This window comes from Pseudomonas jinjuensis, assembly GCF_900103845.1.
Taxonomy (GTDB): Bacteria; Pseudomonadota; Gammaproteobacteria; order Pseudomonadales; family Pseudomonadaceae; genus Pseudomonas; species Pseudomonas jinjuensis.
On the sequence record NZ_FNIJ01000024.1, the window covers coordinates 1 to 26,659 of the forward strand.

At 67.1% G+C, this 26,659-nt stretch carries 21 protein-coding genes; 6 read left to right on the forward strand and 15 right to left on the reverse strand.

Annotated elements, in window-relative coordinates; translation table 11 throughout:
* Window positions 1-101: 101 nt before the first annotated feature.
* The 6 genes from BLR75_RS24855 to BLR75_RS24880 form a co-directional block, all read right to left on the reverse strand.
* Window positions 102-572, reverse strand: coding sequence for an REP-associated tyrosine transposase (locus BLR75_RS24855; protein ID WP_084314972.1), 471 nt, complete (start codon window positions 570-572; stop codon window positions 102-104).
* A gap of 136 nt (window positions 573-708) precedes the next feature.
* On the reverse strand, window positions 709-2,292 hold the full coding sequence (locus tag BLR75_RS24860) for a peptide chain release factor 3 (RefSeq protein WP_084314973.1): 1,584 nt from the start codon (window positions 2,290-2,292) through the stop codon (window positions 709-711).
* 136 nt (window positions 2,293-2,428) lie between these two features.
* Window positions 2,429-4,783 carry a TonB-dependent Fe(3+) dicitrate receptor FecA gene (gene fecA, locus BLR75_RS24865; RefSeq protein WP_084314974.1) on the reverse strand — a complete coding sequence of 785 codons (2,355 nt, stop codon included), beginning with the start codon at window positions 4,781-4,783 and terminating at the stop codon, window positions 2,429-2,431.
* A 368-nt stretch (window positions 4,784-5,151) separates the two neighbouring features.
* Window positions 5,152-5,484, reverse strand: coding sequence for a FecR/PupR family sigma factor regulator (locus BLR75_RS24870; protein ID WP_371858158.1), 333 nt, complete (start codon window positions 5,482-5,484; stop codon window positions 5,152-5,154).
* Window positions 5,485-5,488: 4 nt separating this feature from the next.
* The gene (locus BLR75_RS24875; RefSeq protein WP_084314975.1) at window positions 5,489-5,995 is read right to left on the reverse strand and encodes a sigma-70 family RNA polymerase sigma factor; all 507 of its coding nucleotides are present in this window, start codon (window positions 5,993-5,995) and stop codon (window positions 5,489-5,491) included.
* A 130-nt stretch (window positions 5,996-6,125) separates the two neighbouring features.
* Window positions 6,126-7,397 (reverse strand): cation:proton antiporter, encoded by a 1,272-nt coding sequence (locus BLR75_RS24880; protein WP_084314976.1) that lies wholly within the window; start codon window positions 7,395-7,397, stop codon window positions 6,126-6,128.
* Window positions 7,398-7,956: 559 nt separating this feature from the next.
* On the opposite strand from BLR75_RS24880, the gene BLR75_RS24885 reads away from it, so the two are divergent.
* A complete protein-coding gene (locus BLR75_RS24885) occupies window positions 7,957-9,120 on the forward strand; it encodes a type III PLP-dependent enzyme (RefSeq protein WP_084314977.1) in 1,164 nt (387 codons plus the stop codon).
* Between the two features lie 356 nt (window positions 9,121-9,476).
* Here the strand turns inward: BLR75_RS24885 and BLR75_RS24890 are convergent, their stop codons facing one another.
* The gene (locus BLR75_RS24890) at window positions 9,477-10,277 is read right to left on the reverse strand and encodes a tetratricopeptide repeat protein (RefSeq protein ID WP_084314978.1); all 801 of its coding nucleotides are present in this window, start codon (window positions 10,275-10,277) and stop codon (window positions 9,477-9,479) included.
* Window positions 10,274-10,954, reverse strand: coding sequence for a Fe2+-dependent dioxygenase (locus BLR75_RS24895; RefSeq protein WP_084314979.1), 681 nt, complete (start codon window positions 10,952-10,954; stop codon window positions 10,274-10,276). Before BLR75_RS24895 ends, BLR75_RS24890 begins: the two co-directional genes overlap by 4 nt.
* Before the next feature lie 204 nt (window positions 10,955-11,158).
* Here BLR75_RS24895 and BLR75_RS24900 point away from each other — a divergent pair, with 204 nt between their 5' ends.
* The 5 genes from BLR75_RS24900 (at window position 11,159) to BLR75_RS24920 (ending at window position 18,812) form a co-directional block, all read left to right on the forward strand.
* The gene (locus BLR75_RS24900; protein WP_084314980.1) at window positions 11,159-13,414 is read left to right on the forward strand and encodes a TonB-dependent receptor; all 2,256 of its coding nucleotides are present in this window, start codon (window positions 11,159-11,161) and stop codon (window positions 13,412-13,414) included.
* A 215-nt stretch (window positions 13,415-13,629) separates the two neighbouring features.
* A complete protein-coding gene (locus tag BLR75_RS24905) occupies window positions 13,630-16,191 on the forward strand; it encodes a sulfite reductase flavoprotein subunit alpha (RefSeq protein WP_084315043.1) in 2,562 nt (853 codons plus the stop codon).
* Between the two features lie 280 nt (window positions 16,192-16,471).
* Window positions 16,472-17,218 (forward strand): 5-oxoprolinase subunit PxpA, encoded by a 747-nt coding sequence (locus BLR75_RS24910; RefSeq protein WP_084314981.1) that lies wholly within the window; start codon window positions 16,472-16,474, stop codon window positions 17,216-17,218.
* The gene (gene pxpB / locus BLR75_RS24915; RefSeq protein ID WP_084314982.1) at window positions 17,215-17,889 is read left to right on the forward strand and encodes a 5-oxoprolinase subunit PxpB; all 675 of its coding nucleotides are present in this window, start codon (window positions 17,215-17,217) and stop codon (window positions 17,887-17,889) included. Before BLR75_RS24910 ends, pxpB begins: the two co-directional genes overlap by 4 nt.
* Window positions 17,886-18,812, forward strand: a complete 927-nt coding sequence (locus BLR75_RS24920) for a 5-oxoprolinase subunit C family protein (RefSeq protein WP_084314983.1) — start codon at window positions 17,886-17,888, stop codon at window positions 18,810-18,812. Before pxpB ends, BLR75_RS24920 begins: the two co-directional genes overlap by 4 nt.
* 110 nt (window positions 18,813-18,922) lie before the next feature.
* On the opposite strand, the gene BLR75_RS24925 is transcribed toward BLR75_RS24920, so the two are convergent.
* The 7 genes from BLR75_RS24925 to BLR75_RS24950 all read right to left on the reverse strand — a co-directional run bounded on the left by BLR75_RS24925 (window position 18,923) and on the right by BLR75_RS24950 (window position 26,478).
* The gene (locus BLR75_RS24925) at window positions 18,923-19,894 is read right to left on the reverse strand and encodes a peptide ABC transporter ATP-binding protein (RefSeq protein WP_084314984.1); all 972 of its coding nucleotides are present in this window, start codon (window positions 19,892-19,894) and stop codon (window positions 18,923-18,925) included.
* Window positions 19,891-20,868, reverse strand: coding sequence for an ABC transporter ATP-binding protein (locus BLR75_RS24930; RefSeq protein WP_084314985.1), 978 nt, complete (start codon window positions 20,866-20,868; stop codon window positions 19,891-19,893). Before BLR75_RS24930 ends, BLR75_RS24925 begins: the two co-directional genes overlap by 4 nt.
* On the reverse strand, window positions 20,865-21,002 hold the full coding sequence (locus BLR75_RS26840; protein WP_169720299.1) for a hypothetical protein: 138 nt from the start codon (window positions 21,000-21,002) through the stop codon (window positions 20,865-20,867). The genes BLR75_RS24930 and BLR75_RS26840 overlap by 4 nt, the downstream gene beginning before the upstream one ends.
* Before the next feature lie 11 nt (window positions 21,003-21,013).
* The gene (locus BLR75_RS24935) at window positions 21,014-21,925 is read right to left on the reverse strand and encodes an ABC transporter permease subunit (RefSeq protein WP_084314986.1); all 912 of its coding nucleotides are present in this window, start codon (window positions 21,923-21,925) and stop codon (window positions 21,014-21,016) included.
* 12 nt (window positions 21,926-21,937) lie between these two features.
* Entirely contained in the window at window positions 21,938-22,948 is a 1,011-nt protein-coding gene (locus BLR75_RS24940; protein ID WP_084314987.1) for an ABC transporter permease subunit, read from the reverse strand.
* A 195-nt stretch (window positions 22,949-23,143) separates the two neighbouring features.
* Window positions 23,144-24,751, reverse strand: a complete 1,608-nt coding sequence (locus tag BLR75_RS24945; protein WP_084314988.1) for an ABC transporter substrate-binding protein — start codon at window positions 24,749-24,751, stop codon at window positions 23,144-23,146.
* A 125-nt stretch (window positions 24,752-24,876) separates the two neighbouring features.
* Complete coding sequence (locus BLR75_RS24950) at window positions 24,877-26,478, reverse strand: ABC transporter substrate-binding protein (RefSeq protein WP_084314989.1); 1,602 nt, start codon at window positions 26,476-26,478, stop codon at window positions 24,877-24,879.
* Window positions 26,479-26,659 lie beyond the last annotated feature (181 nt).

Below are 26,659 nucleotides of genomic sequence, written 5' to 3' on the forward strand. Positions count from 1 at the left end.
ACGTGTCTGGAGGAACTGATCGCCAGCAAGCTGGCTCCTACAGGTCCGGGTTTCGGGAGGAGGAAATCTCCGGGGATGGCTTCTTTGCGACGGGTGTGGCACTACACCCATACCGCGTCCCAGAGTGGGTAGTCGCCGATCCGCTTGACCAGTCCTGCCCGTAGAGGATTGGCGACGATATAGCGGGCTACTTCCTGCAGAGCCTCCTCGTGACGCAGGGCGTGATCGTGGAAGCCCTTCTGCCACAAGCGGCCAACCTGACCGAATCCAGCCCTGTGAAGGGCAATGGCACTGCGTGACTTGATGCTCTGCATAAGGGATGGGAGTGGCAGGGAGCCAAGCTGCACCAGCCAGTGCAGATGGTCCGGCATGATTACCCAGGCGAGGGAGTCGACTTGTTGCTCATCATGAGCCCGGCGCAATTCGGCGACCAGCAGGCGCGCGGCGTGCCAGTCGGTGAAGAGGGGACGGCGGTTGTGGGTTACGGCGGTGAGCAGGTAGGCCCTGCCAGGCTCGGAGAAGCGACCACTCCGCAAGGCGTGCCCACGGTGGGCGAAGAGGCTGGAATCCATTCCAAGCTCCGTTGCATGTCGGTTTTATGTAGGAGCCAGCTTGCTGGCGATCCGGAGTTCCACTTGTTACCGAGGTGGCCGGCTTGAAACATTGATCGCCAGCAAGCTGGCTCCTACAGGTCTGGCGTGAAGCGGATCAGTGATGCTCGCGCGTCGCGCGGAACTTCACGTCCGGCCAGCGCTCTTCCATCAGGCTGAGGTTGACGCGGGTCGGGGCGAGGTAGGTGAGGTGGCCGCCGCCGTCGACGGAGAGGTTCTCGAAGGCCTTGTCCCTGAATTCCTTGAGCTTCTTCTCGTCGCCGCATTCGATCCAGCGCGCCGACCAGACGTTGATCGGCTCGTAGATGCACTCGACCTTGTATTCCTCCTTCAGGCGGCTGGCGACGACGTCGAACTGCAGCACGCCCACGGCGCCGAGGATGATGTCGTTGTTGCGCTCGGGGAAGAACACCTGGGTCGCGCCTTCCTCGGCCAGTTCCTGCAGGCCCTGGCGCAGCTGCTTGGACTTCAGCGGGTCCTTCAGGCGCACGCGGCGGAACAGTTCCGGGGCGAAGTGCGGGATGCCGGTGAAGCCCAGCGCCTCGCCTTCGCTGAAGGTGTCGCCGATCTGGATGGTGCCGTGGTTGTGCAGGCCGATGATGTCGCCGGCGTAGGCCTCTTCCAGCTGCTCGCGCTCGGAGGAGAAGAAGGTCAGGGCGTCGGCGATCTTCACGTCCTTGCCGAGGCGCACGTGGCGCATCTTCATGCCCTTCTCGTACTTGCCCGAGCAGATGCGCATGAAGGCGATGCGGTCGCGGTGTTTCGGGTCCATGTTCGCCTGGATCTTGAACACGAAGCCGGAGAACTTCTCCTCGACCGGCTCGACGCTGCGCTCGTGGGTGGCGCGCGCCAGCGGCGGCGGGGCCCAGTCGACCACGCAGTCGAGCACATGGTCGACGCCGAAGTTGCCCAGCGCGGTGCCGAAGAACACCGGGGTCATTTCGCCCTGCAGGAAGGTGGTCTCGTCGAAGGCGTGGCAGGCGCCCTGCACCAGCTCCAGCTGCTCGACGAAGTCGTCGTACATGTCGCCCAGGTGCGCGCGGGCCTCGTCGCTGTCGAGTTTCTCGATGATCTTGGCTTCGGTGCGCTCGTGGCCGTGGCCCGGGGTGTAGACCATGATCTTGTCGGCGGCGAGGTGGTAGACGCCCTTGAAGTCCTTGTAGCAGCCGATCGGCCAGGTGATCGGCGCGGCCTTGATCTTCAGTACTGCCTCGATCTCGTCGAGCAGTTCGATCGGGTCGCGGATGTCGCGGTCGAGCTTGTTGATGAAGCTGACGATGGGCGTGTCGCGCAGGCGGCAGACGTCCATCAGGGCGATGGTGCGCGGCTCTACACCCTTGCCGCCGTCGAGGACCATCAGCGCCGAGTCCACCGCGGTCAGGGTGCGGTAGGTGTCTTCGGAGAAGTCTTCGTGGCCGGGGGTGTCGAGCAGGTTGATCATGTGCTCGCGGTAGGGGAACTGCATCACCGAGGTGGTGATGGAGATGCCGCGCTGCTTTTCCATCTCCATCCAGTCGGAGGTGGCATGGCGGTCGGACTTGCGCGACTTCACGGTCCCGGCGACGGCGATCGCCTTGCCCATCAGCAGGAGCTTCTCGGTGATGGTGGTCTTACCGGCGTCGGGGTGGGAGATGATCGCGAAGGTGCGGCGCTTGGCGACTTCGGCGGCCTGGATGCTCATGGATGCGTGCCTGCTGGATGCGGAGTGCGGCGCCCGCGCGGGGCGTCTGGAAAAGCGCGGGATTATAGCGCCAAAACACCGCGCACCGGGATGCCTGTCATCCGGGGGCTGCCGGCCTGGCAGCCCCCTCCATCACTCAGAACCCCACCGAAGCCTGCACGTACAGCGTACGCGGCTGGCCGACGTAGAGGCCCTTGTTGTTGTCGTCGAACGAGCGGGTGTAGTAGCGGCGGTCGAACAGGTTCTTCACGCCTGCGCTGAGTTCCAGGCCGTTCAGTTGCGGGCCGAAGTCGTAGCTGCCGCGGGCGCTCCAGACCATCCAGCCGGCGATGCGGCCGGTGCTGCCGTCGGCGCTTTCCGCCTCGGTGTTGGCATTGTCGGCGTACTGGCTGGACTGGAAGCTGCCGTCGAGGTTGTAGCCCCACGGGCCGCTGCGGTAGTTGGCGCCGAGGGTGCCCTTGTGCTTCGAGGAGAACGGCACCTGGTTGCCCTGGTTCGGGCCATCCTCGCGGATGGTGGCGTCGACGTAGGCGTAGCTGGCGTAGACGTCGAAGCCGGCGAACATGGGGTCGAGCGCCGCCAGGTCGTAGCCGATGGCCGCCTCGATGCCCTTGTGGCGGGTCTTGCCGCGGGCGGTGACGCTGTCGGTCTGCTGGTTGCTCTCGTACTGGTTGTCGAAGTTGATCAGGAAGGCGCCCAGTTCGGCGCGCAGGATACCGTCGTCGTAGCGGGTGCCGAGCTCCCAGGTGCGCGCCTTTTCCGGCTCGATGTCGCCGCTCTTCACCGCCTTGCCCATCTGGCTGTACTGCACGGTGCCGAAGGAGCCTTCGGTGTTGGCATAGAGGTTCCAGTTCGGGTCGAGGTGGTAGATGACGTTCAGCGCCGGCAGCGAGGCGTTGTAGCGGCCGCTGTCGCGAGTGTTCTTCAGCAGGTTGTCGAGGTGCGAGTCGATCTTCTCGTAGCGGATGCCGGGGGTGATGGTCCAGGCGCCGATGTCGATGCGGTCGTCGATGTAGAAGGCGTTGGCCTCGGTGGCGCCGCGGGTGTCGCGGTCGTTGGGGCTGCCGGTGGTCGGCAGGATGCCGCTGCTGGCCGGGCTCCAGTAGCGCAGCTCGTGGCTGGCCTCGTTGACGTAGCGGTGGCCGACGCCGACCTCGTGGCGCGTCTCGCCCAGCTCGAAGCCCTGGGTGAAGCGGGTTTCCAGGCCGCGTACCCAGTATTCGCGGGGCGACAGGGTGAGGTTCTTGCCCTGGTCGAGGTAGCCGCTGCGCAGGGTCCTGGTGAAGAAGCCGGTGACGTTGAGCTTCTGCCGGGCGTTGGGGGTGAATTCGTAGCTGGCGCTGGCCAGGGTGCGGCGGCCCCAGAACTTGTCGAACGGGCGGGTGGACTGGTACGGATCGTCGCGGTAGTCCGCCACGTTCAGGCCGCCGGGCATATCGGCCTCGCCGTCGTAGTACTGGGTGATGGCCGAGAAGCTGTGGAATTCGTTGGGCTGGAAGCGGCCCTTGAGGATCACATCGTCGATCCGCGTGTCGCTGTGCTCGCGCCAGTCGCCGCCGCGGGTGCCGGAGTAGAGCAGGGCGCCGCCGAGGCCATTGGCGCCGGTGCCGCCGATCAGCGCGCTGTGGGTGGTCTTGAGGCCGTCGTGGGTGGAGTCCGGGCTCTGCTCGGTGTGCACGTCGAGGCGGGTGGTGAAGTCCTCGGGGATCGCCCGGGTCACGAAGTTGACGATGCCGCCGACGTTCTGCGGCCCGTAGCGCACCGCGCCGCCGCCGCGCACCACGTCCACCGCGTCCATGTTGCCCATGGACACCGGCGCCAGCGACAGTTGCGGCTGGCCGTAGGGCGCGAAGGGCACCGGGATGCCGTCCATCAGCACGGTGGAGCGCGAGGCCAGGCGCGGGTTGAGGCCACGGATGCCGAAGTTCAGCGCCAGGTCGTGGCTGCCGGTGCCGTTGTTCAGCGGCGCGCTGACGCCGGGGATGCGGTCCAGCACTTCGCGGGTGGTGGCCGCGCCCTGCGCCTGGAACTGCTCGCGGCGCACCACGTCGCGCGCGCCGGGGTGTTCGAAGACGTCGACGGCGCTGGCATCGGCCAGCCAGTCGCCAACCACGGTGACCGCCTGCAGGTCGGCCGGTTCCTCGCCCGGCGCGGCCTGCAGGGTGAAGGCGCCATCCTCGCGCGGCTGGGCTTGAAGGCCGGACCCGGCGAGCAGCGCGGCGAGCGCCTCGGCGGCAGTGTATTCGCCATCCAGCGGCTGGCTGCGGCGGCCGGCGGTCTGTTCCGGGCTGAAGGCGATCAGTACGCCGGCCTTCTGGCCCAGATGGTTGAGCGCCTGTTCCAGCGGTTCGGCGGGGATGCGGTAGTACTGGCGCTCATCGCTGCGGATTTCGGCGGCGTGCAGCGCGGCGGCCGGTGCCAGGGCGGCGCCGCCGAGGCAGGCGAGAAGCAGGGCGCGGCTCAGGGGAGAAAGGACGCGGGAGAGGGACATCTGGGGAGGTGCTCCGGTGTTTTGCAGGTTGGCTTTCCTCCTCTGTCACGCGAGGTGCGGAAAAAGGCTCAGGTCGTGAGGGATTTTTTCAGTCCGCCCCGCGCGGATTGGACCTGTAGGAGCGCACCTGGGCGCGACCGGTCGCGGGCATGGCCCGCTCCTACGAATCACCTGGATGCCAAACCTGTAGGAGCCAGCTTGCTGGCGATCCGAGGTATCAGCCGGCAACGCTGTGCACAGGGAAACGAATTGATCGCCAGCAAGCTGGCTCCTACGAAAACAGAGCCGTACCCCGACCGGCAGGAGCGCGCCATGAGCACTCTGCGGAAACAAAACGCCCCGCAAATGCGAGGCGCTTTTCATGGCACTTACCGGCTTACAGGTAGAACGCCCTCAGCGGCGGGAAACCGTTGAATTCCAGCGCGCTGTCGCTGTTCAGCTGGATGCGGCTGCCGTCGGCGGCGGTGGCGTAGTCGGCGTTCCAGCGCTGCCCGCGCCAGCGGCGTGGCGATGCCGTCGAGCCGGCGGTTGACCGCCTCGATATGCTTCCAGGCCTGCTCGTGTTCCGGCGCCGCCTGGCGCCAGCGCTGCCAGTCCTGGCGCAGGCGCTCGTCGTGGGGGCCGCCCTGCAGCTCCACCAGCCAGCGCACGGCCTGTTCGGCCACCTGCGGCGGCACCCTGGGAGGACGGGGAAGCGGCATCGGTCTAAGACTCCGCGAAGTAGCAGCGCTGCGCGGCCTTGAGCATGTAGCGCTTGACGCTGCTCAGGGAGATGCCCAACTGCGCGGCGATCTCGGCATAAGCGAGGCCGTCGAGCTGGGCCAGCAGGAACGCCTCCTTCGCCAGGCGCGGCAGGCCGTCGAGCAGGCGGTCCAGCTCGACCAGGGTTTCCAGCACGATGGCGCGGGTCTCCTCGCTGGGCACTTCCTGCTCCGGCAGGCTGGCCAGCGCTTCCAGCCAGGCGCGCTCGACGTCGAGGCGGCGGTAGTGGTTGCACAGCACGCGTTTGGCGATGGTGGTGAGGAAGGCGCGCGGTTCGTCGATGCGGTCGGCCTGGCGCGACAGCAGCACCTTGATGAAAGTGTCCTGGGTCAGGTCGGCGGCGTTCTGCGGGCAGCCGAGACGGCGCTGCAGCCAGCCGGTGAGCCAGCGGCGATGGTCGCTATAGAGGGTGTGCAGTGCGGCGTGGTGGGCGAGGTCGAGACTCGGCAAGGGGTACCCCGGCTCGGAGCGGTCATTCAAATGATAATTGTTATCATTTTAACGGCCGGAGCCTTTCACCAGGCTTTCAGGGGTATTGCGGAACATCCGGCGGCGCGCGGCCGCCGGATGGGGGACGGGGTCAGTGCGCCTCTGCGGCGACCGGCTCCTGCCCGCGATACAGCCAGCGCACCAGCGGTCCGATGGACAGGCCCTGGATGAGGATCGAGGCGAGCACCACGATGTAGGTCAGGCTGAGGATCAGGTCGCGCTCCGGACCCAGCGGCAGGGACAGCGCCAGCGCCACCGAGACGCCGCCGCGCAGGCCGCCCCAGGCGAGGATGCGGATGGTGCCGGTCGGCACGTGGGGACGGATCTTGGCGCTCTGGCGGAGGATGACGATGGCCGGCGCCACGGTGAGCAGGCGCGAGATCAGCACCGCGCCGCCGAGGGCGAAGGCGGCGACGATGTGCAGCCAGCTGAACGGCAGGAGCAGCAGTTCCAGGCCGATCAGGGCGAACAGCAGGGCGTTGAGGATTTCGTCGATCAGCTCCCAGAACTTGTCCACATAGCGGCGGGTTTCGTCGGACATGGCGTAGGTGCGCCCGTGGTTGCCAATGATCAGCCCGGCCACCACCATGGCGATCGGCGCCGACACGTGCAGGCGCGCGGCCAGCGCGGCGCCGCCGATGACCAGGGCGAGGGTGAGCATGACCGCCACCTGATACTGGTCGATGCCGCGCATCATCACGTAGATGCCGTAGCCCAGCGCCGCGCCGAACAGTACGCCGCCGACCGCCTCGTGGACGAACATCCAGGAGATGGCGCCAACGGTGGGCGTGGTGCCGAGCTGGAGGATGCCGATGAGGATGGTGAACACCACCACCGCGGTGCCGTCGTTGAACAGCGACTCGCCGACGATGGTGGTGGCCAGCGGCTTGGGCGCGCCGGCCGACTTGAGGATGCCGAGCACGGCGATCGGGTCGGTGGGCGAGATCAGCGCGCCGAACAGCAGGCAATAGATGAAGCTCACGTGCCAGCCGAACAGGGCGAAGGTGTAGTAGGCGAGGGCGCCGATCACCGTGGTGGCGATCAGCACGCCGAGGGTGGCGAGCAGGCTGATCGGCCACTTGTAGTCGCGCAGGTCGCTGAGGTCGACGTGCAGCGCGCCGGCGAACAGCAGCGCCGGCAGGAACCAGGTCATGAGGACTTCGGAGAAATCGATGCGGGCGATGATCTGCTGCATCTCCAGCTCCAGCACCGGATAGCCGAGCAGGGACAGGCCCTGGGCGAGCAGCGAGAAGACCAGGGCGGTGGCCATCACGCCGATGGTCGGCGGCAGGCGGATGAAGCGGTAGTTCACGTAGGTGAGCAGGGTGGTCAGGGCGATGAACGCCGCTGCTAGATCGAGCATGACGTGGGTTTCCTGTAGTGGAAGGCAAATACCTGTCCCAAGTGGCCAATCCCTGAGCCGTGGGCGCATACGAAAGAAGCCTGCGACGGGCAGGCGAGTCCGGATCATAACCGCATGAACGGATGAGGGGGTGTGACTGTGCCCGCCCGGGCGGGTTCCCGTCCTGCCGGAGTGAACCCTGGTCCTGGTCGCCGGTCTGTCAGAAATGCAGGCCATGCTGAATGACGATGCCGCCGGACCCCTCGTCCTGTGCGGGATTTCATGCATTTCGTTGTAAATCCGAAACAGTCAAGCGGATTCGTCAAAAAGGTTGTCGGAAATCGGAATTTTTTATTGAACTCACCCCCCCTTGGTCCTAAAGTTCGCGCCCGAACGTCCATGCTGGAAACGATCCATCCGGCTCAAGTACTGACGACGAGAGGTTACCGGTGTCGCTACCCGGTACCGGTGATGCTCGGCGACATGCCTTGGGAAGTAGGCGAACCAAAGTGGGGAAACGGATTAGACGTTCAGCTTCAACCCTACGAATCCATTTGTTTTGCCATTGGGAGCCCCCGGTATGTCCATCAAGGTCGAGGATTACTTCGCGCCTGAAACCTTCAAGCGCATGAAGGATTTCGCCGATAAGCAGGAAACCCCCTTCGTCGTCATCGACAAGGCCACCATCGCCAATTCCTACGACCAGCTGGTCAGCTGCTTCCCGTTCGCGAAGGTCTACTACGCGGTGAAGGCCAACCCGGCCACCGAGATCACCGAACTGCTGCGCGACAAGGGTTCGAACTTCGACATCGCCTCGATCTACGAGCTGGACAAGGTGATGAAGACCGGCGTCGGCCCGGAGCGCATCAGCTACGGCAACACCATCAAGAAAGCCAAGGACATCCGCTACTTCTACGAGAAGGGCGTGCGCCTGTTCGCCACCGACTCGGAAGCCGACCTGCGCAACATCGCCAAGGCCGCGCCGGGCTCCAAGGTCTATGTGCGCATCCTCACCGAGGGTTCGACCACCGCCGACTGGCCGCTGTCGCGCAAGTTCGGCTGCCAGACCGACATGGCCATGGACCTGCTGATCCTCGCCCGCCAACTGGGCCTGGTGCCCTACGGCATCTCCTTCCACGTCGGCTCGCAGCAGCGCGACATCTCCGTGTGGGATGCGGCCATCGCCAAGGTCAAGGTGATCTTCGAGCGCCTCAAGGAAGAAGACGGCATCACCCTGCAGATGATCAACATGGGCGGCGGCTTCCCGGCCAACTACATCGCCAAGACCAACGACCTGGAAACCTACGCCGAGGAAATCATCCGTTTCCTCAAGGAAGACTTCGGCGACGACCTGCCGGAAATCATCCTCGAGCCGGGCCGTTCGCTGATCGCCAACGCCGGCATCCTGGTCAGCGAAGTGGTGCTGGTCGCGCGCAAGTCGCGCACCGCGGTGGAGCGCTGGGTGTATGCCGACGTCGGCAAGTTCTCCGGCCTGATCGAAACCATGGACGAGTCGATCAAGTTCCCCATCTGGACCGAGAAGAAGGGCGAGATGGAAGAAGTGGTGATCGCTGGCCCGACCTGCGACAGCGCCGACATCATGTACGAGCACTACAAGTACGGCCTGCCGCTGAACCTGGCCGCCGGCGACCGCCTGTACTGGCTGTCCACCGGCGCCTACACCACCAGCTACAGCGCGGTGGAATTCAACGGCTTCCCGCCGCTGAAGGCGTTCTACCTGTAAGGCCCGCTCCATGAAAAAACGCCCCGCATGATGCGGGGCGTTTTTGTTTTGCGCGGAGTGCTCATGGCGCGCTCCTGCCGGTCGGGGTACGAGTCTGTTTTCGTAGGAGCCAGCTTGCTGGCGATCAATTCGTTTCCCTGTGCACAGCGTTGCCGGCTGATACCTCGGATCGCCATCAAGCTGGCTCCTACAGGTCCGGCATTCAGGTGGTCCGTAGGCGCAACTGTCTTCACATCTTTCATGATTCCCACGCAGGAGCGTGGGAACCATGGATGTTGTAGGAGCGGGCCATGCCCGCGACCCGCCCGGAATGTCGCGCGCATGGCGCGCGCCTACAGGTCCAATCCGCGCGGGGGCTACGCCGCGAAGCGCCCCGCCGCATCCTGCAAGGCCTGCAGGTCGGCGTCATCGCCCAGCTCCGCCGCCCGCTGGTAGTAGTCCAGCGCCAACTGGCGGAGCGGGCGATAGGGCGAGCCCTCCAGCTGGCTGCGGGCGACGCGCAGGAAGTTCAGGTTGCCGCCCTCCAGCGCCCTGCGCAGCCAGTCTTCCGCCTCGGCCAGGCGGCCCTGGCCGGCGAGTACCGCGGCGTGGCTGAACTGGCCGCGGAAGTCGCCGCCTTCCGCCGAGCGCAGGTAGCAGGCGAAGGCGTAGTCGAGGTCGCGTTCCACCACCAGGCCTTCCTCGTAGTAGCGGCCGAGGAGGTTCAGCGACTTGGCGTGGCCGAGCCGGGCGGCGCTCTGGTAGAGGGCGAAGGCGCGCTGCTGGTCGAGGGCCACGCCGCGGCCGGTGGCGTGCAGGTTGGCGAGGTTGTACATGGCCCAGTCGAGCCCGGCGTCGGCGGCGATGCGGTAGTGCCGCGCGGCCTCCGCCGCATTGGCCGTGCAGCCCCAGCCATGCTCCAGGCAGCGGCCGAGCATGTTGCGCGCCATCGGCTGGCCGCGTTCGGCGGCGATGCGGAACCAGGTGATCGCCAGCGCCGGGTCGCGCTGGATGCCGTGGCCGTCGAGGAGGATCTGGCCGAGCAGGGCCTGCGCCTCCAGCTCGCCCTCGCGGGCGGCGGCGAGGATCAGCCGCGCGGCCTCGCGCGGGTTCTCCGCCAGGCGCTGCTGGAGTTCCTCGGGAGAGAGCTCTTCGCTCCGGCGCAGATAGAAAGTCAAACGTCCACCCAGCGGCGCAACAGGTTGTGGTAGGTGCCGGTCAGCTCGACCAGCGAGGGATGCTCCGGAACGTCGGCGGTGAGCTTCTGGATCGCCTGGTCCATCTGGAACAGCAGGGCGCGCTGGCTGTCCTCGCGCACCAGGCTCTGGGTCCAGAAGAACGAAGCGTAGCGGGCGCCGCGGCTGACCGGGTTGACCTTGTGCAGGCTGGTGGCGGGGTAGAGCACCAGGTCGCCGGCCGGCAGCCTGACCTGCTGGGTGCCGTAGGTGTCCTGGATCACCAGTTCGCCGCCGTCGTACTCGTCCGGGTCGCTGAAGAACAGCGTCGAGGACACGTCCGTGCGCACCCGCTCGCGGCCGCCCTGGACGTCGCGCACGGCGTTGTCGATGTGGAAGTCGAAGGAGCCGCCGCCGGTGTAGCAGTTGAACAGCGGCGGGAACACCTTGTGCGGCAGCGCGGCGGACTGGAACAGCGGGTTGTTCCACAGCCGCTGCAGCATGGCCTCGGCGATCTCGCGGGCGAGCGGATGGTCCTGCGGCAACTGCAGGTTGTGCTTGGCCCTGGCCGACTGGTAGCCGGCGGTGACCTTGCCGTCCGCCCAGTCGGCCTGCTCCAGGGCGGCGCGGATACGGGTGACTTCCTCGCGGGTAAAGATGCCGGGAATGTGCAGCAGCATGGGAATGTCCGGGGGCGGTTGGAAAGGTGGCCAATGATATTGATTCTTATTGGCGCAGTACAGGAAAACCGCACGCAAACCAGGGGTATCGAAATGTAAATGTTGTAAATTACATGCGTATGAGAATATCTGGTAATTGATATGGATTCCCAATTGCAATAGATTGCGCGGCCTTCACGAACGTCCCCTGGGGAGGGTCATGTAATGTCGCGTCAATCTTCCGAAGCCGCCGTCAATTCACCGCGTTTGCTGGCTTCCGCTGTCGGCGTGGCGATCACCGCCATGTCCGGCAGCCACTTCGCCCTGGCCGCCGAGCCGGCGGAAAAGAAATCCACCCAGGACGTACTGAATCTCGACTCCGACACCGTCGTCGGCGAGAAGCAGGAAGAGACCTACAACGTCCAGCAGTCGGCCTCGAAGAAATACACCGCGCCGCTGCTGGAGACGCCCAAGACCGTCACCGTGATCCCGCAGCAGGTGATCCGGGATACCGGTGCCCTGACCCTGGCCGATGCCCTGCGCACCACGCCCGGCATCACCTTCGGCGCCGGCGAGGGTGGCAACCCGGCGGGTGACCGTCCGTTCATCCGCGGCTTCAACGCCGAGAGCGACACCTTCCTCGACGGCATGCGCGACGTCGCCTCGCAGACCCGCGAAGTGTTCAACATCGAGCAGATCGAAGTGAGCAAGGGCCCGGGCTCGGCCTTCACCGGCGCCGGCTCCACCGGTGGCAGCCTGAACCTGATCAGCAAGACCGCCAAGCAGGACAACTTCAACGACGCCAGCTTCACCTACGGTTCCGACCAGACCCGCCGCACCACCCTCGACGTCAACCACATGCTGGGCGACAACGCGGCCTTCCGCCTGAACCTGATGAAGCACGACGCCCACGTCGCCGGCCGCGACGAAGTCAGTGTCAGCCGCTGGGGCGTGGCGCCGACCGTCACCTTCGGCTTCAACTCGCCGACCCGCGCGACCTTCTCCTACTACCACCTCAGCACCGACGACATGCCGGACTACGGCCTGCCGCTGACCAACGTCAACCGCAGCAAGCACAACCCGAGCAAGCCGGTGTCGGTGGATCGCGACAACTTCTATGGCCTGAACGACCGCGACTACCGCGAAAGCACCACCGACAGCGGCACCATCCGCCTCGAGCACGACATCAACGACAACCTGACGATCTCCAACAGCACCCGCGTGGTCCGCACCACCCTGGACTACATCGTCACCAACCCGGACGACAGCCGCGGCAACGTGGTCAACGGCCTGGTCTACCGCTCCGCGAAGAGCCGCAACTCGACCTCCAAGGGCTGGGTCAACCAGACCGACCTGAAGGCCACCTTCGACACCGGCAGCGTTTCCCACAACCTGGTGACCGGCATCGAGTTCAGCTACGAGGATGTGCACAACCGTCCGTACGTCGTCACTCCCGGTGGCGGCAGCGGCAACGTCTGCACCCCGGCGCTGATCGCTTCCGGCGACTGCACCAGCCTGGAGAACCCGACGCCGAAGGACAACTGGACCGGCACCATCGCTGACAGCGCAGCCTTCACCGATACCGACACCAGGACCAGCGCCATCTATGTGTTCGACACCATGGCGCTGAACGAGCAGTGGGACCTGAACCTCGGCCTGCGCTACGACGACTTCGATATCGAGTCCAGCGGCTTCAGCACCGGCGGTCGTGGTGCGTTGCCCGGCAACTTCAAGCGCGAGAACAACACCCACTTCTGGAACTACCAGACTGGCCTGGTCTACAAGCCGGCGCCCAACGGCAGCATCTACGTGGCCTGGTCGACCTCGAGCAACCCGAGCGGCGAGACCGCGGGTGAGGGTGGTCAGGAACTCAGCGACGCCAACGCCAGCCTCGATCCGGAACGCAGCAAGAACTACGAGATCGGCACCAAGTGGGACTTCTTCGACGCGGCGCTGTCGCTGAATGCCGCGCTGTTCCGCACCGACAAGACCAATGCCCGGGTCGCCTCGCCGGACGTCTCCACCCAGCAGGTGCTGGACGGCGAGCAGCGCGTGCAGGGCGTCGAGCTCGGCTTCAGCGGCAACCTGACCCGGCAGTGGAAGGTCTTCGGCGGCTACACCTACATGGACAGCGAGATCATCAAGTCCACCACCGCCAGCGACGAAGGCAACCGCATGCCGCAGACTCCGCTGAACAACTTCACCCTGTGGAGCACCTACGACATCCTGCAGAACTTCACAGTGGGCGCCGGCACCACCTATGTCGACGAGCAGTTCGGCAACACCGCGAACAGCACCATGATCCCGTCCTACTGGCGCTACGACGCGATGGCCAAGTACGTGGTCAGCAAGAACGTCGACCTGCAGCTGAACGTGCAGAACCTGACCGACAAGCGTTACTTCGACCAGGTCTACAGCACCCACCTGGCCCACGTGGCACCGGGCCGCACCGCGCTGCTGGGTGTGAACTTCCACTTCTGATGCTCATAGGGTCTGTTGACGTTCTTTCCGGTCGGAACAAAACGTCGACAGACCTTGAGTGAGCCGTCCCCGCCCGATGCTCCTTCGGGCGGGGTTTTTCTTTGTCCAGGGACGGACCCCCAAAGGCGTGAAGGCTGCGCCTGCGGGTGGTTATCAATAGAATGCGCCGCCTCCGCCGTCGCGGAGCGTTGCGGGTTGAAGGCGAGGCCGAAGTGATGAAGAAAGTCTGGTTCCAGCTGCACTGGGTGTTCGGTATCAGCGCCGGCCTGGTGCTCGCCCTGATGGGCGTGACCGGCGGCATGCTGTCGTTCCAGGACGAGATCCTGCGCGCCATGAACCCGGCCAGTCTCTCGGTGGAGAAGCGCGAAAGCGGCGTGCTGCCGCTGGACGAACTGGTGCGCCGGGTGGAAGGCGCGTCCGCCGGCAAGAAGGTCGCCTTCGTCTGGGTCGAGACCGACGGCGACAAGGCCGCGCGCATCTTCTACACGCCCAAGCCCGGCCAGCGGCGCGGCGAAGGGCGCTACGTCGATCCCTACAGCGCCGAATTCCTGCCGCCGGTGAAGGGCGAAGGCTTCTTCAACTTCACCATGCAGTTGCACCGCTTCCTCGCCGCCGGCGAGGTGGGCAAGCAGATCACCGCCGCCTGCACCCTGATCCTCCTCTACCTGTGCCTGTCCGGCCTGTACCTGCGCTGGCCGCGCCGCGCAGGCAACTGGCGCGCCTGGCTGACCCTCGACTGGAAGCGCAAGGGCCGCAGCTTCAACTGGGACCTGCACGCCGTGGCCGGCACCTGGTGCCTGGCGCTCTACCTGCTGGCGGCGTTGACCGGCCTGTTCTGGTCCTACGAGTGGTACCGCGCCGGCCTCACCCGCCTGCTCGACGACGCCCCTGCCGCACAGAAGGGCGGACGTGGCGAGGGCAAGCGCGGCGAAGGTTTCCGCCGCGGCGAGGCACCCAGCGGCCCGCCGCTGGTGGTGGACTACCCGGCGCTGTGGGCGACCATCCAGCAGACCGGCGGTCCCGGCCTGAGCGCCTACAACCTGCGCCTGCCGCCGGTGGGTGGGCAGCCGGCGACGGTGTTCTACATGCTCGACGACGCCGCCCACGAGCGCGCCTTCAACGAGATGCGCATCGACCCGGCCAGCGGCAAGCTGCTCGCCGACAGGCGCTACGCCGACAGCAGCTTCGGCAAGCAACTGCTGACCAGCGTCTACGCGCTGCACGTCGGCAGCTATTTCGGCCTGACCGGACGCATCCTGATGATGCTCGCCAGCCTGGCCATGCCGCTGTTCTTCATCACCGGCTGGCTGCTCTACCTCGACCGCCGGCGCAAGAAGCGCGCGGCGCAGGCGGCACGCGGCGGGCTGCAGGCCAGCGACGACAGCGATGCCTGGCTGATCGGCTACGCCAGCCAGAGCGGCTTCGCCGAGCGTCTGGCCTGGCAGAGCGCCGGCCAGCTGCAGGCCGCCGGCCTGCCGGTGCGGGTCGAGCCGCTGGCGCGGCTGCAGCGCGACGAGCTGGAAAGCGTGCGCAACGCGCTGTTCGTGGTCAGCACCTTCGGCGACGGCGAGGCGCCGGACAGCGCCCGCGCCTTCGAGCGCCAGGTGCTCGGCCAGGCCATGCGCCTGGGCGACCTGCGCTACGCCGTGCTCGCCCTCGGCGACCGCCAGTACCAGCAGTTCTGCGGCTTCGCCCGGCGCCTGCAGGGCTGGCTGCAGGGGCAGGGTGCGCGGCCGATGTTCGACGGCATCGAAGTGGACAACGGCGACGCCACCGCCCTGCACGGCTGGCAGAAGCAGCTGGCGGCGCTGACCGGCGCCACGCCGCAGACGGCCTTCGCCGCGCAGCAGGCGTTCGAAGTCTGGACCCTTGGCGCCCGCCGGCACCTGAACCCCGGCAGCCAGGGCGAATCCACCTGGCTGCTGCGCCTGGACGCGCCGGCCGATTCGCAGATCGACTGGCGCGCCGGCGACCTGGTGGAAATCGTCCCGCGCCAGCCCGGGCACCTGGTCCGCCAGTGGATCGCACGGCTGGGCGTGGACGCCGAAACGATGGTGGACGCCGACGGCATGCGCGTGCCGCTGCACGCCGCACTGGCCGGCTGCCTGCTGCCGCCGCACCTGGACGACCTGCTCGGCCTGCACGCCCAGGCGCTGTACGACGCGCTGGTCAGGCTCTCGGTACGCCAGTACTCCATCGCCTCGCTGCGCAGCGACGGCGCCCTGGAACTGATCGTGCGCCAGGAACAGCACGCCGACGGCAGCCTGGGCATCTGCTCCGGCTGGCTGACCGAATACCTGCCGCTGGGCGACAGCATCCTGCTGCGCCTGCGCAGCAACCGCGCCTTCCACCTGAGCGACGACGACCGCCCGCTGATCCTGATCGGCAACGGCACCGGCCTCGCCGGTCTGCGCTCCCTGCTGCGCGCCAGCATCGCCGCCGGCCGCCGGCGCAACTGGCTGCTGTTCGGCGAGCGCAACCGCGCCCATGACTTCTACTGCCGCGAGGAACTGGAAGGCGCGCTGGCCGAAGGCTGGCTGCAGCGCCTCGACCTGGCCTTCTCCCGCGACCAGGCGGAGAAGGTCTACGTGCAGGACCGCCTGCGGGAGCAGGCCGAGACCCTGCGCGAATGGTTCGACGATGGCGCGGTGATCCACGTCTGCGGCAGCCTGCAGGGCATGGCCGAGGGCGTCGACCGGGCGCTGCGCGAAGTGCTCGGCGATCTGGAAGTCGAATCGTTGCTGGAAACCGGGCGCTATCGGCGCGACGTGTATTGAGGCTTCGCCGGTCGCGGGCATGGCCCGCTCCTACGCTTCAATGGGGCATCCGGGTAGGGCGCATAACGCGCCAGCGTTATCCGCCATCCCATCGGCGCGGCTTGGTCGGCGGATGAAGCGTTCCGCTTCATTCGCCCTACACCAGCGATTGGCCACGGCACGAGACAGTTGCTCCTACTCGGAATCTCACCTGTAGGAGCGGGCCATGCCCGCGACCCCTGGACCACCCCGGACTCCGTTCTGCTTCCCGCTCCGGGCTTCCAGCTTTAAGCTTCCAGGCATGACTACCCGAATCCTCCTCAACTGCGACATGGGTGAAAGCTTCGGTGCCTGGAAGATGGGCGACGACGTCCACGCCATGCCGCTGATCGACCAGGCCAACCTGGCCTGCGGCTTCCATGCCGGCGATCCGCTGATCATGCAGCGCACAGTGCGCCTGGCGGTCGAGCATGGCGTCAGCGTCGGCGCGCATCCGTCCTATCCCGATCTCGCCGGCTTCGGCCGCCGGCACATGAGCTGTTCGCCGGACGAGGTGCAGGCCATGGTGCTGTACCAGGTCGGCGCGCTGGATGCGTTCTGCCGGGCGGCCGGCACCCAGGTCGCCTATGTCAAGCCGCATGGCGCGCTGTACAACGACCTGGTGCGCGACGACGCCCTGCTGCGCGCGGTGCTCGATGCCTGCGCCGCCTACCGCAAGCGCCTGCCGCTGATGGTGCTGGCGCTGGCCGACAACCGCCGCGAACTGGAACTGGCCGACGCCGCCGACGTGCCGCTGATGTTCGAAGCCTTCGCCGACCGCGCCTATCTGTCCGACGGCCAGCTCGCCCCACGGCGGTTGCCGAATGCGGTGCACCACGACCCGCAGCGCATCCTCGCCCAGGCCCTGGCCATCGCCCGCGGCGAACCCTTCCCGGACATCGACGGCAATCCGCTGCTGCTGCGCGCCGACAGCCTCTGCGTGCACGGCGACAACCCGGAATCCCTGGCGGTGCTGCGGCGCCTGCGTGGCCTGCTGGACGCCGCATGACACGCCTCCAGCCGCTGGGCGCCGAGGCGTTGCTGCTGACCCTGGCGGAACATCCCGACGAGCATCTGCCGCTGCGCATCGCCGCCCTGGCGCGGCGCGCGCGCGAGCAGATGGGCGCTTGCCTGACCGACGTGGTGCCCGGCTGGACCACGCTGCTGCTGCACTACGACCTGCTGCGCATCGACCTGCCGACGCTGCAGCAGCGTGTGCAATCGCTGCTGGCGGACTGGGAGTCTGACTCCGCACCGAGCGAGGCGGGGCGCCTGCATGAAATCCCCATCTGGTACTGCGGCGAGGACCTGCCCGAGGTGGCGGCCGCCTGCGGTCTGTCGGTCGCGCAGGTGATCGACCTGCATGCGGGCCGCGAATACCGCGTCGGCGCCATCGGTTTCGCGCCCGGTTTCGCCTATCTCGGCGCACTGGACGAACGCCTGGCCCTGCCGCGCCGGGCCACGCCGCGCACTCATGTGCCGGCAGGCAGCCTGGCCATCGCCGAGCGGCAGACGGCGGTCTATCCACAGGCCTCGCCGGGCGGCTGGCATCTGATCGGCCGCACGCCGCGGCGCCTGTTCGATCCCGCCGCCGAGCCGCCCTGTCCGCTGGCGCTGGGCGACCGGGTGCGCTTCCTGCCGATCGACGAGGCGCCCTACCGCGCCGCAGGCGGGGCATGAGCGGCCTGCGCGTCCTCCGGGCGGGGCCGCTGAGCCTGCTGCAGGACGCCGGCCGGCATGGCTGGCAGCATCTCGGCGTGTCGCCGTGCGGACCTGTGGATATCCACGCCGCGGCCTGGGCCAATCGCCTGCTCGGCAACCGCTGGGGCACGCCGCTGCTGGAGATCGCGCTGGGCGGCGTGGAGCTGGAGGCGCAGGCCGATACCTGGCTGGCGCTGACCGGCGCCGAACTGCCGGCGACTCTGGATGAGGTGGAACTGCCGGCCTGGTCGCGCTTCGCCGTGCGCGCCGGGCAACGCCTGAAGCTGGGCTTCGCCGCTGCCGGACAGCGTGCGTACCTGGCCGCGGCCGGCGGTTTTCAGGCGGAGCCGGTGCTGGGCAGCGTCGCGAGCCAGCGGCGCGACGGGCTGGGTGGATTGCAGGGCGATGGGCGGGCGCTGGCCGAGGGCGATCTGCTGCCCTGTGCTTCCGCTGTTTTCCAACGGGCGGCCAGCGTGCCCTGGAGCTATCGCCCGGACTACCGGAAGGTGCCGCTGCTGCGCGTGCTGCCCGGCACCGACGAATTCTCGGTCGAACAGCGCGCAGCGTTCTTCGGCCAGACCTGGAAGATCAGCCCGCAATCCGACCGCATGGGCGTTCGCCTGAGCGGCGATCCCGTCGCCGCGCCGCCGCGCCAGTGGTCGCTGGGCGTGGTGAGCGGCGCGATCCAGATTCCCCCCAGCGGCCAGCCGATCATCCTGCTCGCCGACCGCCAGAGCATGGGCGGCTATCCGCTGCTCGGCGTGCTCCATCCCCTCGACCTGGCGCGGCTGGCGCAATGCCCGGCGCATGGCGAGGTGCACTTCGTCACGGGCTCGCTGGAGCGGGCGCAGGTGGAAATGCGCGAGTTCTACCAGTTCTTCCAGCGTGAACGCTCTTCGTAGGAGCCAGCTTGCTGGCGATATTTCGGCGGGCCGGGATGTCGCGGGCATGGCCCGCTCCTACAGGTGTCCGTGCGGCGTTGTAGGAGCGGGCCATGCCCGCGACCCGCTTGTCACTCCAGGAACTGCTCCGCATGGTGGCAAGCCACCTGCCGCGCATCGAGCAGGCGCAGTTCCGGCACCTCGGTCTTGCAGCGCTCGGTGGCATACGGGCAGCGCTTGTGGAAGGCGCAGCCGCTAGGCGGGTTGAGCGGGTTGGGGAGTTCGCCCTGGATCCTGATCTTGGGCTTGCCCGGGTCCGGGTGGATCGCCGGGGTGGCCGAGAGCAGGGCCTGGGTGTAGGGGTGCAGCGGGCGTTCATAGAGTTTCTCCGCCGGACCCATTTCCGCCGGGCGGCCGAGGTACATCACCAGCACGTCGTCGGCCACGTGGCGCACCACCGCCAGGTTGTGGGAGATGAACACGTAGGCGGTGCCGTATTCCTGCTGCAGGTCCATGAACAGATTGAGCACCTGCGCCTGGATCGACACGTCCAGCGCCGAGGTCGGTTCGTCCGCCACCAGCACCTTGGGCCGCAGCATCATGGCGCGGGCCAGGGCGATACGCTGGCGCTGGCCGCCGGAGAACATGTGCGGGTAGCGCTGGTAGTGCTCGGGGCGCAGGCCGACCTGCTTCATCATCTGCTGCACCCGCTCGCGGCGTTCGCTGCGCGACAGATTCGTATTGATCAGCAGCGGTTCGCCGAGCTGGTCGCCGATCTTCTGCCGCGGGTTGAGCGAGGCGTAGGGGTTCTGGAAGACCATCTGCACGTCGCGGCGCAGCTGCTTGCGGGTGTCGTGGCCGGCGCCCTTCACTTCGTGGCCGGCGATCTGCAGCGAGCCGGAGGTGGGCTCCTCGATCAGGGTCAGCGCGCGCGCCAGGGTGGACTTGCCGCAGCCGGATTCGCCGACCACGGCGAGGGTCCTGCCGGCCTGCAGTTCGAAGGACACGCCGTTCAGCGCGCGGACCAGGGCGTGCGGCTTGAACAGGCCCTGGGAGATTTCGTAGTGACGGGTCAGGTCGCGGGCGGTCAGGACGGCGCTCATCGGGCCACCTCGGTGTTCAGGTTGAGCGGGTAGAAGCAGCGCACCGCGCCGCGCTCATGAGCTTCCAGGGCTGGGCGCACGGTGCGGCAGTTGTCCTGCACGTAAGGGCAGCGCGGGGACAGCAGGCAGCCCTGCGGGCGGTCGTACCTGCCGGGGACGATGCCGGGCAGGGTGGCCAGGCGTTCCTCGCCGGCGCTGTGCTCGGGAATCGCCTTGAGCAGCGCCTCGGTGTAGGGATGCGTCGGTGCGTCGAACAGCGCCGGCACGCCGCCGATCTCCACCGCCTGGCCGGCGTACATCACGCAGACGCGCTGGGCGGTCTCGGCGACCACGGCGAGGTCGTGGGTGATCAGGATCAGTGCCATGCCCTGGTCGCGCTGCAGGTTCAGCAGCAGCTCCATGATCTGCGCCTGAATGGTCACGTCGAGGGCGGTGGTGGGTTCGTCGGCGATCAGCAGCTTGGGCTCGCCGGCGATGGCCATGGCGATCGCCACGCGCTGGCTCATGCCGCCGGAGAGCTGGTGCGGGAAGGCGTTCAGGCGCTGCTCGGCACCGGGGATCTCGACCTTTTCCAGCAGCTCCAGCGCCCGCTGGCGCGCCGCCTTGCCGCGCAGGCCGAGGTGCAGTTTGAGCACTTCCTCGATCTGGTAGCCGACGGTGTAGCTGGGGTTGAGCGCGGTCATCGGGTCCTGGAAGATCATCGCGATGTCCTTGCCGACGATGCGCCGCCGCTCGCGGCCTTTCAGCTTGAGCATGTCGCGCCCGTCGAACTGCATGCGCGTGGCGCTGACCCTGCCGGGGGCGTCGACCAGGCCCATCAGCGCCATCATGGTCACCGACTTGCCGGAACCGGATTCGCCGACGATGGCCAGCACTTCGCCCTTGTCCACCTGCAGGTCGAGGCCGTCCACCACCGGCACGGCATCGGCGCCGCCGAAGCGCACCGAGAGGTTGTGGATTTCGAGGAGGCTCATACGGCGGTCTCCGGGTAGAAGGCTTGGCGATATTGCATACCTGTAGGAGCCAGCTTGCTGGCGATCGTGGTCGAGGCCAAAAGCATCGCCAGCAAGCTGGCTTCTACAGGGTCGGCGTGGCGAATGAAGTTCATCTGCATGCTCCTCACGCCGCGCTCTTCAGCTTCGGGTCCAGCGCGTCGCGCAGGCCGTCGCCCATCAGGTTGATCGCCAGCACGCTGAGCAGGATGGTCAGGCCGGGCAGCGAGACGACCCACCAGGCGCGCTCGATGTAGTCGCGCGCGGAGGCGAGCATGGTGCCCCACTCGGGCGTCGGCGGCTGCACGCCCAGGCCGAGGAAGCCCAGCGCGGCGGCGTCGAGGATGGCCGAGGAGAAGCTCAGGGTGGCCTGCACGATCAGCGGCGCCATGCAGTTCGGCAGTACGGTGACGAACATCAGGCGCAGGGTGCCGGCGCCGGCCAGGCGCGAGGCGGTGACGTAGTCGCGGTTCAGTTCGGTCATCACCGCGGCGCGGGTCAGGCGCACGTAGGCCGGCAGCGAGACGATGGCGATGGCGATCACCGTGTTGATCAGCCCCGGGCCGAGGATGGCGACGATGGCCACCGCCAGCAGCAGCGAGGGCAGCGCCAGCATGATGTCCATCAGGCGCATGATCACCGGACCCAGGCGGTTCGGCGAAAAGCCGGCGAGCAGGCCGAGGACGATGCCGGGGATCAGCGACATCACTACCGAGGACAGGCCGATCAGCAGCGACAGGCGCGCGCCGTGCATCAGCCGCGAGAGCAGGTCGCGGCCGAGTTCGTCGGTGCCGAGGAGGAACCGGGCCTGGCCGCCTTCCAGCCACACCGGCGGGGTGAGCAGGAAGTCGCGGAACTGTTCGCTCGGATCGTGCGGCGCGACCCAGGGCGCGAACAGCGCGCAGAAGACGATCAGGCACATGAACAGCAGGCCGCCCACCGCGCCCTTGTTGTGCGCGAAGTGCTGCCAGAATTCCTTCAGCGGGGAGGGGTAGACCAGGCTCGGGTCGCTGGCGGGAGCGTTGATGGCTTCGTTCACCGGGCGGGCTCCTCAGCGCTGATGGCGGATGCGTGGGTTGGCCAGTCCGTAGAGGACGTCCACGATGAAGTTGACGATGATCACCAGGGTCGCCACCAGCAGGATGCCGTTCTGCACCACCGGGTAGTCGCGGCGGGCGATGGCGTCGATCAGCCATTTGCCGATGCCCGGCCAGGAGAAGATGGTCTCGGTCAGCACTGCGCCGGCGAGCAGCGCACCGACCTGCAGGCCGAACACCGTGAGCACCGGGATCATCGCGTTGCGCAGGGCATGCACGAACACCACGCGGGCCGGCGACAGGCCCTTGGCGCGGGCGGTGCGCACGTAGTCCTCGCGCAGCACTTCGAGCATCGCCGAGCGGGTCATCCGCGCGATCACCGCCAGCGGGATGGTGCCGAGCACGATGGCCGGCAGGATCAGGTGGCGCACGGCGTCGACGAAGGCGCCTTCCTCGTCGGAGAGCAGGGTGTCGATGAGCATGAAGCCGGTCCTGGGCTCGATGTCGTAGAGCAGGTCGAGGCGCCCGGACACCGGCGTCCAGCCGAGCTTCACGGAGAACAGCATGATGAGGATCAGGCCCCACCAGAAGATCGGCATCGAGTAGCCGGCCAGCGAGATGGTCATCACCCCGTGGTCGAACAGCGAGCCGCGCCTGAGTGCGGCGATCACCCCGGCGAGCAGGCCGAAGGTCCCGGCGAACAGCATGGCCGCCAGCGACAGTTCCAGGGTGGCGGGGAACAGGGTGAGGAATTCGTTCCAGACGCTTTCGCGGGTAGTCAGCGACTCGCCGAGATCGCCCTGGGCGAGGTTGCCGACGTAGTCCAGGTACTGCTGGTACAGCGGCTTGTCGAGGCCGAGGCGGTGCATGGCTTCGGCGTGCATCTGCGGATCGACGCGCCGCTCGCCCATCATCACTTCCACCGGGTCGCCGGGGATCAGGCGGATCAGCGCGAAGGTCAGCAGGGTGACGCCGAAGAAGGTCGGGATCAGCAGCCCGAAGCGGCGGGCGATGAAACTGAGCATGGCGGTTGGTGGCTCCTCATCATGGCTCCCTTCTGCTGCGTGGGAGCATTCTTTTTATGGCGTCCCGTCTGGCTCGGTGCCGGGGCACATTGAACAGCTTAGGACGCGGCAACGGAACCCACGGTTTGCATCTGGAAAAACCGTGGGTTCCCGTAGGGCGGGTGCAACACGCCGGGATGGCGGGTTGCACCCGCCCTACGGTGGAGCCAGCTCCACCCGGGAGAAGTTGTTCGAGCCCAGGGGGCTCAGGCTGAAGCCCTTCACGTCCGGTCGCAGCGCGGCGAACTGCTTCGGGTAGGCCAGGGCGATCCACGGCGCCTCGCGCTGGAAGATCGCCAGCGCCCGGCGGTACAGGCCGGCGCGGATCTGCTGGTCGGTGCTGGCGCGGGCCTTGCGCAGCAGTTCGTCGAACTCCGCGTTGCACCAGCCGGCCTGGTTCTCGCCGCTCTTCGCCGCCGCGCAGGACAGGTTGGGAGTGAGGAAGTTGTCCGGATCGCCGTTGTCGCCGGCCCAGCCCATGAACACCAGGTCGTGCTCGCCGCGCTTGGCGCGCTTGATCAGCTCGCCCCATTCGTAGACGCGGATGCTCGCCTGGATGCCGATCCGCGCCAGGTCTTCCTGCAGCATCTGCGCGCCGATGCCGGGGTTGGGATTGGTCGGCCCGCCGCCGGGGCGGGTCCAGATCGACAGCTTGAGGCCGGGCTGGATGCCGGCTTCCTCGAGCAGTTTCCTGGCCCGCGCGGGATCGTGCGGCCAGCCCTTCAGGTTCGGATCGGAGCCCCACAGCGTCGGCGGGTAGGGTGCCACCGCCAGTCTGGCGCCACCCTCGCCGAACTGCGCCCTGAGGTAGGCGGCGCGGTCGAAGGCGAGGTTGATCGCCTGGCGCACGCGCACGTCGTCCAGCGGCTTGTGCCGGGTGTTGAGGCCGACGTAGGCGACCAGCAGGGAATCCAGTTCCTCGACCTTCAACTGCGGGTCCTTCTTCAGGGCCGGCACGTCGGTGGGGCGCGGGTAGACGGCGATCTGGCAGTCGCCGGCCTTGAGCTTCTGGATGCGCACGTTCGGATCGGGGGTGATCGCCAGCAGCAGGCGCTCGATCTTCGGCTTGCCGGCCCAGTAGCCCGGGTTGGCGGCGAAGCGCACCTGGGCGTCCTTCTGGTAGCGCTGGAAGATGAACGGCCCGGTGCCCACCGGTTGGCTGTTCAACTGCTCGGGCTTGCCGGCCCTGAGCAGCGCATCGGCATATTCCGCCGGATAGATGGAGGCGAAACCCATGGCCAGGTCGGCGAGGAAGGGCGCCTCGGGATGGCGCAGGGTGAAGCGCACGGTATGCGCGTCGAGCTTGTCGATGCGTTCGATCAGCGCGGCGAAGCCCATCGCCTCGGCATAGGGGAAGCCGCGCGGCGACAGTGCGTGCCAGGGATGCGCCGGGTCGAGCTGGCGCTGGAAGCTCCACAGCACGTCGTCGGCGTCGAATTCGCGGCCCGGGGTGAACCAGCGGGTCGTGTGGAACTTCACGCCCCGGCGCAGGTGGAAGGTGTAGGTCAGGCCGTCGGCGCCGATCTCCCAGCGTTCCGCCAGTGCCGGGATTATGTTCGTGCTGCCGGGGGCGAACTGCACCAGGCGTTCGAGCACGGTTTCCGCCACGGCGTCGGCGGTGGTGGCGGCGGTGTACTGGACGATGTCGAAACCTTCCGGGCTGGCCTCGGTGCACACCACCAGGCTCTGGCCGAAGGTCGCCGGACAGGCGAACACGCCGGCCAGGGCGAGCGAGTGGAGCAGACTGCGGAATGCGTGCTTCATGGAGCGGTACCGTTTCCCTGGTGCGCAGGACCTGTAGGAGCCAGCTTGCTGGCGATGCATTTGCGTTGCCAGCGTTCGCGAGCAAGCTCGCTCCTGCGAAGAGCGCGCCGGAGTTTCGGGGCGCCTTACTTGCCGACGCTGACACCGTAGAAGGCGTTCAGCGCGAAGGGACTGATCTTGAAGTCGTGCACCGTCTTGCGCATCGGCTGGTACACGGTGGAGTGGGCGATCGGGGTGATCGGTACCTGGTCCTTGAGGATGTGCTGCGCCTGCTTGTACAGCTCGGTGCGCTTGGCCTGGTCCGGGGTGCGCTTGGCGTCCTTGATCAGCTTGTCGTAGGACTGGTCGCACCATTTGGAGAAGTTGTTGCCGTCCACCGCGTCGCAGCCGTAGAGGGTGCCGAGCCAGTTGTCCGGGTCGCCGTTGTCGCCGCTCCAGCCGATCAGCATGGCGTCGTGTTCGCCGCCCTTGGCGCGCTTGATGTACTCGCCCCATTCGTAGGTGACGATCTTCGCCTTGATGCCGACCTTGGCCCAGTCGCTCTGCAGCATCTCGGCCATCAGCTTGGCGTTGGGGTTGTACGGGCGCTGCACCGGCATGGCCCAGAGGGTGATCTCGGTGCCTTCCGGCACGCCGGCCTGCTTCAGCAGCGCCTTGGCTTTCTCGGGATCGTATTCGGTGCCCTTGATGCTGTCGTCGTAGGACCACTGGGTCGGCGGCATGCCGTTCACCGCCATCTGCCCAGCGCCCTGGTAGACGGCGTCGATGATCGCCTTCTTGTTCACTGCCATGTCCAGCGCCTGGCGCACTTCCAGCTTGTCCAGCGGCTTGTGCAGGACGTTGTAGGCGATGTAGCCGAGGTTGAAGCCGGGCTGCGACGGCATGTCGAGGTTCGGGGCCTTCTTCAGCGAGTCGAGGTCGGCCGGGCGCGGGAAGAGGGTGATCTGGCACTCGTTGGCCTTGAGCTTCTGCATGCGCACCGAGGCGTCGGTGTTGATGGCGAAGATCAGGTTGTCGATCTTCACCTCGCCCTTGTTCCAGTAGTCCTTGTTGGCCTTGAAGCGGATCATCGCGTCCTTCTGGTAGCGGCTGAACACGAACGGGCCGGTGCCGATGGGCTTCTGGTTGATGTCGGCGGCCTTGCCCTGCTTGAGCAGCTGGTCGGCGTATTCGGCGGACTGGATCGAGGCGAAGCTCATCGCCAGGTTCTGGATGAACGCGGCGTCCACTTCGTTGAGGGTGAAGCGGACGGTGTGCTCGTCGACTTTCTCCACCTTGGCGATGTTGGCGTCCATGCCCATGTCGGTGAAGTAGGGGAACTCGGTGGGGTACGCCTTGCGGAACGGGTGGTCCTTGTCGAGCATGCGCTGGAAGGTGAACAGCACGTCGTCGGCGTCGAACTCGCGGGTCGGCTTGAAATAGTCGGTGGTGTGGAACTTCACGCCCTGGCGCAGGTGGAAGGTGTAGGTCTTGCCGTCATCGGAGACGTCCCATTTCTCCGCCAGCCCGGGGATGACCTGGGTGCCGCCACGCTCGAACTGGGTGAGGCGGTTGAAGACCGTCTCGGCGGAGGCGTCGAAGTCGGTGCCGGTGGTGTACTGGCCGGGATCGAAGCCGGCGGGGCTGCCTTCCGAGCAGTACACCAGGTTGCTGGCGGCCTGGGCGAGCGGGGCGCCGGCGATGAGCCCGGCGGTGACCATGGAAAGAATGACGGCGTTCTTGCGCATGCTGACCTCTGGTTATTGGTTTTTTCAGCGAGAGGCGCAGCCTTGTGGGCTGCGTTGCGTGAAGCTATGCAGGGCATATGCCTGACGCAAGCCGGATACGGGCTTCAGTGTAGAAGTTGTGACGCCGGCGCAAGGGAATGTCGCAAACATGAAAAAACGGCGCTCATTGGGGAGCGCCGTT